5 protein-coding genes and 1 tRNA gene are annotated in these 6837 nt (G+C 68.2%); 4 read left to right on the top strand and 2 right to left on the bottom strand.

Annotated elements, in window-relative coordinates:
- The coding region (locus H5T65_08605; GenBank protein MBC7259295.1) for a serine/threonine protein kinase at positions 1 to 1008 on the bottom strand (1008 nt) is incomplete at its 3' end.
- A 19-nt stretch (positions 1009 to 1027) separates the two neighbouring features.
- Entirely contained in the window at positions 1028 to 1906 is an 879-nt protein-coding gene (locus H5T65_08600; protein ID MBC7259294.1) for a Stp1/IreP family PP2C-type Ser/Thr phosphatase, read from the bottom strand.
- A 348-nt stretch (positions 1907 to 2254) separates the two neighbouring features.
- On the opposite strand from H5T65_08600, the gene H5T65_08595 reads away from it, so the two are divergent.
- The 4 genes from H5T65_08595 to H5T65_08580 all read left to right on the top strand — a co-directional run bounded on the left by H5T65_08595 (position 2255) and on the right by H5T65_08580 (position 6816).
- Positions 2255 to 2331, top strand: a tRNA-Lys gene (locus H5T65_08595).
- A 90-nt stretch (positions 2332 to 2421) separates the two neighbouring features.
- Positions 2422 to 3393 carry a DUF1722 domain-containing protein gene (locus tag H5T65_08590; protein ID MBC7259293.1) on the top strand — a complete coding sequence of 324 codons (972 nt, stop codon included), beginning with the start codon at positions 2422 to 2424 and terminating at the stop codon, positions 3391 to 3393.
- On the top strand, positions 3390 to 5345 hold the full coding sequence (locus H5T65_08585; GenBank protein ID MBC7259292.1) for a hypothetical protein: 1956 nt from the start codon (positions 3390 to 3392) through the stop codon (positions 5343 to 5345). The genes H5T65_08590 and H5T65_08585 overlap by 4 nt, the downstream gene beginning before the upstream one ends.
- A 169-nt stretch (positions 5346 to 5514) precedes the next feature.
- A complete protein-coding gene (locus H5T65_08580) occupies positions 5515 to 6816 on the top strand; it encodes an acetamidase/formamidase family protein (protein ID MBC7259291.1) in 1302 nt (433 codons plus the stop codon).
- The last annotated feature ends 21 nt before the right edge of the window (positions 6817 to 6837 follow it).

Here is a 6837-nt window from a genome sequence, read left to right as displayed (position 1 = left end):
GGCGGCCCGCCGCCAGGCGCGCCGCGCGGCCCAGATCGCATCGGTCATGCGCTGTTCCCATTGGCCCTGGCGGGTGGCCCCGGGGGGCGTGGCGGGTTCCACAAGGGTGGGCGGTGTGGCTTCGGGTTCGCCTTCTTCCGCCCACGGGAGCACGGGGTCGGGGGTTACCTTGCCTCCGTTGCTCAGCGCGTCGTAGAAGGCGAGGACGCTGCGGAACCGCCGATTGCGCTGCTTCTCCATCGCCTTGAGGATCGCCTGCTCGGCCCATTCGGGAATCTCGGGGTTGTACTTGCGGGGCGACGGCGGCGTGGCCTTGAGTTGCTCCCAACGGATTCTTTCGGACACCGCGCCCTGGATGGTGGCCATTTCGCCGGTGAACGGACGGTCCAGGGTCAGCATCTCAAATGTGGTGATGGCCAGCGCGTAGATGTCGGTGCGGGCGTCCACCTTCTGTCCACGGCACTGCTCAGGCGCCATGTAGGCCGGCGTGCCGGTGGTGCTGGACGTAACGGTGGCGCTTTCGGCCAGTTTGGCGATGCCGAAATCGGCAACGACAACCCGCCCCGCGCGATCAATCATGATGTTGGCGGGCTTGATGTCGCAGTGGTAGATACCCTCGGCATGGGCATAGTGCAGCGCATTGCAGACCGGCTCCAGGATCGCGAGCGCCTGAGCCAGGGTCAGCGGCCTCGCCAGGCGGGACAGTTTCTTGCGCAGGCCCTCGCCGTCAATGAACTCCACGACGAGGAAGTGGAGATTGTCGGTTTCCTCAAAGCCGTAGTAGCGGACGATGTTGGGGTGTTGGAGGGTCTCCAGCACGCGCGCCTCGCGGCGGAACCGCCGCAGGAAGACCTCATCCTCGGCCATGTCCTCGCGCAGGAATTTCAGGGCAACGGTGATGCGGCGGCGAAGGTCGCGCGCGCGATAGACTTCGGCCATGCCGCCCCTGCCCACGAAGTCTTCCACATAATATCGGTCTAGTAGCGTCTGGCCTATCAGATCTTCCATACTGCCTACAAATCCCCCTTCACGATGACTGCGGCGTTCTGTTTGGGGATGGCGTTGCCAGGGCCTCCATGATCGCGTCCACGGTCGGTTCGTGCTCGGGCGGCGCGGTGAGGATGCCCTGCGCTGGCGGAACCGCCCGCGGTTCAGGGTTCCAGCGGATGACGATCACGGCGATGTTGTCCAGGCCGCCGCGGTTGTTGGCCAATGCGATGAGCGCGCGGACGGTCTCCTGGGGCCCGGACGATTCGGAACAGATTGCTCCGATTTCGGCTTCCTGCACGTGGAGGGTGAGGCCATCGGAGCAGAGAATGACGGCATCATGGGGCTGCAGTTGCGCTTCGGCGAAGTCGGGCAGGACGGTGCTTTCGCCGCCCAGGGAACGGAGCAGCAGGTGGCGCTGGGGGTGATGGCGGGCCTGTTCGCGTGTGATGATGCCCTCGCGCGCCAGGTGCGCTGCCAGGTTGTGGTCTTCGGTGAGGGGTCGCAGGACGCCCTCGCGCAGCAGGTAGGCCCGACTGTCGCCCACATGGGCGATGTAGAGATGCTCGCCGCGCACCGCCGCGCAGACGATGGTGGTTCCCATGGTGGCGAAACGGCTGTGGGTGTGCGCGTAGCGGTACAGGCTGTCGTTGGCGCGCGCCACGGCGAGGTGCAGGCTCCTGGGTGGGGGGGCGGGATCGCCGTAGTAGTGGAACGCCACGGCGAGGGCGGCGAAGCGGCTGGCGATTTCGCCCCCTGCGCCTCCCCCGACGCCATCGGCTACGATGTACAGATGCCCTTTGTCGTCCCGCAGGGAGGGAGCCTCGGGTTCGCAGGCGAGCGCGTAGTCTTCGTTGTTTCTGCGCCTCCGCCCGATGTCGCAACCAAGCGCCGTCCAGGTGTGCCAGTCGTTGCCCACTTCCAGGCTCCGGCAGAGTGTGTTGGGGGCACAACGCGCGTGCCCTGGTAGAAAGATAGCACCAAACGCCGCGGGCGTCAACTGGCGCGCAGCATCCGAAGCAATCCCTTGCGAGACCCTTGGGGGGGTCTATTCTACATTCGCGTGGATTCGCGCTATTCGCGGTTCCAACTGGCGCGCAGCATCCGAAGCAATCCCTTGCGAGACCCTTAGGGTCTATTTTACATTCGCGTGCATTCGTGTTATTCGCGGTTATAACCCCACGGGATGGCGAGCGGAGCGAAACCATGACGCTGGCAGGGGGTCAATTTGACACTCCTCCCCTTTCAGGGTATTATCCACCTGCTGGGGCCGCTAGCTCAATTTGGCAGAGCAGCTGACTCTTAATCAGCGGGTTACAGGTTCGAGTCCTGTGCGGCTCACCAACGGGGACCCATTCGCGTCGGCGGATGGGTTCTTTGTTTTCCCCATGCCCGCAGTGCTATAATAGCCTCATCAACACGGGAGGTCTCGCCATGTCCCAATTTCCCAAGCCCCGTATCGTGGTGAGCCAGTGTCTGGGGTTCGCGCCGTGTCGCTGGAATGGGGTAACCATCCCCGACGAGTTCGTGCGCCGCCTGGAGCCGCACGTGGACTTCGCGCCCGTGTGCCCCGAAGTGGAAATCGGTCTCGGCGTGCCACGGGATCCGGTGCGCGTCGTCGCGGCCGACGGCGAACTGCGACTCGTCCAGCCCGCCACCGGCAAGGATGTTACCGACGCCATGCGCCGCTTCGCCGCCGAGCATCTCGCGTCGGTGGGTGTGGTGGATGGGTTCATCCTCAAGAGCCGCTCGCCGTCGTGCGGCATCAAGGACGTGAAGGTGTATCCGAGCGCAGGCAAGGGCGCTCCATCGGGCAAAGGCGTGGGGTTCTTCGCCGCGGCGGTGCTGGAACGCTTCGGCGGCCTGCCCGTGGAGGAGGAGGGGCGACTCACCAACTTCGCCATCCGCGACCATTTTCTCCTGCGGGTCTTCGCGCTGGCCCGCCTGCGCGACGCGCTGCAATCGGGGATGGTGCGCGACCTGGTGGCATTCCACGCCCGCCACAAGTTGCTGCTCATGGCTTGCAACCAGTCCGAATTGCGCGTGTTGGGCCGCATCGTGGCAAACCCCGACAAGCGCCCCTTCGCCGACCTGGCCGGCGAGTATCAGGCCCACTTCCGCCGGGCGCTGATGCGCGCGCCTCGCATCGGCTCGGTGATCAATGTCCTCATGCACAGCATGGGGTACTTCTCCGACGAACTTTCGGCGCGGGAAAAGGCCTTCTTCCTGGACTCGCTGGAACGCTACCGCCAGCGCAAAGTGCCCTTGAGCGCCGTTACCGCCATCGTGCGCTCGTGGGTCGTGCGGTTTGAGAACGCGTACCTGATGGAGCAGACCTTCTTTGACCCCTATCCGGAGGTGCTGGTGGATCTGGCCGATTCGGGCAAGGGGCGGGAACTGGGATGAACCGCGCTGAGGATGGCGGGCGCAGGGCCTGGGTCGTAGCCGCGCTCATTGCGGTCGGACTCACGGCGGCGCTGTATGGGCGCGCGATAGGGCTGCCGTTCTACTCCGACGACCTGTTGCAGGTTCGCTGGGTAAGGGCGACGCCGATCCTGGACTTCTGGCGCTCCGTGGGCCCCTACGGCGACTACCGTCCGCTGCACTTTTCGCTGTGGAAGGCGATGCAGGTCCTGGGGCTGTTGGAGCCGGGGGCGGTGCACGCGCTGAACCTGCTGGCCCATGCCGTGTGCGCGGCCCTTGTCGGCGCGCTGGCTGCGCGGGGGAGCCGACACCCCACGGCGAGCGCGGCGCTGGCGGCGGCGCTGTTCGCGGCGTTCCCCTTCGCGCCCGACGCCGTGGCGTGGGCCTCGTCGTTCTCGTATCCGCTGGCGATGGCGCTGGCCCTGGGCGCGGCGCTGTGGGTTCTGGGCCGCGCGCCCGAAAGTCGGGCCGACGGGCGCGGCGCGCTCTGCACCCATCTTCCCGGCCTGATCCTCGTGGCCCTTGCGGGGCTTGCCCACGAGGGCGGCGTGGTGGCGGGGCCGGCTGTCGCGCTGGCGGGGCTGCTGACTTCCAGGCGACACGGGCGCGCGCTGCTGCTGTACCTGGCGGCGTCGGCGGTGCCGCTGGCCCTCATCCTGCATTTCTCGCCCGCGGGCGCGGCCTACTCGCCCGGCGCGGCCAACTGGGGCGACAACGCCGCCGTGGCCCTTCAGGCCGTCGCCTACCCCGTAGCGCCGCTCGCGCAGCAGGCCCCGCGCGTCGGCGTGGGGGCCCGCGTCGGCCTCGTGGCGGTGGGGCTGGCCGCGCTGGTGGCCCTGGCGGGGTGCGCGGCACTTGGGCGCGGAGAGGATGGCCATGCGGTGCGGCTGTTCCTGCTGGGCCTCGGCTGGGCGGTGCTGTGGAGCGCCATCCCGCTGCTCACGCAGCCGTTCAACTGGGTGCGCGACCCGCCCCGGGCGATGTATGTCAGCGCGGCGGGCGCGGCCATGATGTGGGCCGCCGCGCTGGTGAACGTCCTGCCGCGGCGACCGGCCTCGGCGCGGGGCGTGGCGTGGGGGGCGCTGGCGCTGGTTGCCGTGCTGCCTGCCGCCCTGTTTGTCATGCGCATCACGGCCCTGTACGTCCGCGCGGGCGATGTGCTATGGCAGGCGATCCGAGCGGCAAGCAGCCCTGGCCCTATGCTTCTGGTCAACCTGCCTGGGCGCATCACGCCGCCCGACCGGATGTACCCGCTGGGGCATGAGGGCGTCATCCCCATGCCGCCGCCCTCCAACGCCGACCTGCTGGTGGAGGTGCACACGGGGCGCGCGGGGGCCGCGCTGGAGCGGTCGGCGGGCGCGATTCTGCCGCCCCTGCCCTACGGCGTGGAACTGGCCGGGCCGCCCCTGACGACCGAGGATATCCGCGCGGCGCGACGGGTGTTCGTTACCGCCTATCGCGCCGATGGCGTCATGAGCCTGGAGGAGGCGGGCGCTCTCCTGCTTCCGCCCGAACAGGGCGCGCCCGTCGCCCGTTTCGGCGGTAGCCTGGCGCTCTTGTCGGTCCAGTGCCGCAGGGAAGGCCGTCGCGTTATCCTCACGGCCACATGGCGCCTGGAGTCCGCAGTGCAAGGCACGCCGACGGTCTTCGCCCATCTCCTCGGCGCCGATGGCCGGTTGGCTGCCCAGGCCGACGGCGATCCCCTGCGCGGTCTGTACCCGCTGGCCCAGTGGCGAATCGGCGACGTGTTGCGCGACGTGCGCGCGTTTGACGCCGCGCCTGCCGGACCCCTCACGGTGGCATTTGGCGTGTGGGATCCTGGGGCGGGCGTCCGCTGGCCGGCGGTGGATGCGGGCGGGGCGCGCCTGCCGGACGACGCCGCCATGTGTCGGGTTGCGGCAGAACCCGCCGACGGGGGCGATAGCCGCGAATGACGCGAGCGGGCTCCTCGCGTGGCTTCGCGAGAGTTGCGAGCAACCCCATTGACATCCCCCGCGGTCCATGCTACACTTGAAGCAGAGTTCCAACGCTGAAATCGGATCGCAAAGCCCATGCCCCTGGACAGCCCGGGGGCGCAAGTTCCAGACACGAAAGGAGAATCGTATGGGAGGCAAGGCAAGACCGGTGGTTCGCGTGGCAACCTACACGGGCGGTATCGTGGGCCCCAGCGTCGCCATGACGGGGCCGGTGGCCGATGGCGGACGCATCATCGCCGAGACGGCGCCGGGATGCTGGGGGCCCATGATCACGCCATCGTTCCACGGCGGGCACGAGGTAACGGTGCCGGTCGCCATTGAAGGCGCGAAAGTGGGCGACGCCATCGCCATCCGCATCCGGCGCGTGCGGGTAACGTCCGTGGTTACCTCGTCGGGCACCATGGTGGCGGTGGAGGGGCGCTACGAGGGCGATCCGTTCGTGGCGCGGCGCTGCCCCGTGTGCGGCACCGAAAGCCCGCCGAGCAAAGTCGTCGGCGTGGGCGCCGAGGCTATCCACTGCGCCGTGTGCGGGGCCGAGGTCAGCCCCTTCCACTTCGCCAACGGGTACACCATCGTGCTGGACGGCGACAAGAAGGTCGGCGTAACCGTGGGCCCCGACGTGGCGAAGCGCCTGGGCGAGGAAGCGGCCAAACTCATGGCCCTGCCCAAGAAGTCCGAGCAGAACCCCGTGGTGGCGCTGTGTCCTGCCGACATCGCCGGCGTGGTTACGCGCATGCGCCCATTCCTGGGCAACATCGGCACCACGCCCGCCATTGACATGCCCGACTCGCACAACGCGGGCGATTTCGGGCAGTTCCTGGTGGGCGCGCCCCACAAGTACGGTATCTCCAAGGAGCAACTGGAGCACCGCACCGACGGCCATCTGGACATTGACTCGGTGCGGGCGGGGGCCATCCTCATCTGCCCGGTGAAGGTGGACGGCGGCGGCATCTACATGGGCGACGCGCACGCCATGCAGGGCGACGGCGAGATCGCCGGCCACACCACGGATGTCTCGGCGCGGGTGTCGGTGGAAGTGAGCGTGCTCAAGGGCCTCAAGATCGGCGGCCCTATCCTGCTGCCGCCCGCGGAGGATTTGCCGCATCTCGCGCGGCCCCACAAGGCCAAGGAGAAGGCGGCGGCCAAGGCGCTGGCCGACCGCTTCGGCCAGAAGGTCCTGGAGGAAGCCGCGCCCATCCAGATGGTCGGCTCGGGCGCCAACCTGAACGAGGCGGCCGACAACGGCGTGGCGCGCCTGGCCGACCTGTTGGGCATGTCCAAGGACGAGGTGCTCAACCGCGTTACGCTTACTGGCGCGGTGGAAATCGGGCGGCTCCCGGGCGTCGTTACGGTAACGATGCTTGCGCCCATGAAGACGCTGGAGAAGTTGGGCCTGGCCCCGCTGGTGAAGGCGCAGTACGGGCTTTAGGCGCGAGGCATCGCCGACGGC

It is taken from the genome of Chloroflexota bacterium (assembly GCA_014360805.1).
GTDB lineage: Bacteria > Chloroflexota > Anaerolineae > DTLA01 > DTLA01 > DTLA01.
Note: the sequence above shows the minus strand (reverse complement) of the source record. Positions and strands in the feature narration are given on the sequence as shown.

Bases quoted from the DNA above. Each gene is read 5' to 3' on its own strand.
- H5T65_08590 (MBC7259293.1), top strand. From the start codon at position 2,422: ATGTCCCAATTTCCCAAGCCCCGTATCGTGGTGAGCCAGTGTCTGGGG.
- H5T65_08585 (MBC7259292.1), top strand. From the start codon at position 3,390: ATGAACCGCGCTGAGGATGGCGGGCGCAGGGCCTGGGTCGTAGCCGCG.
- H5T65_08580 (MBC7259291.1), top strand. From the start codon at position 5,515: ATGGGAGGCAAGGCAAGACCGGTGGTTCGCGTGGCAACCTACACGGGC.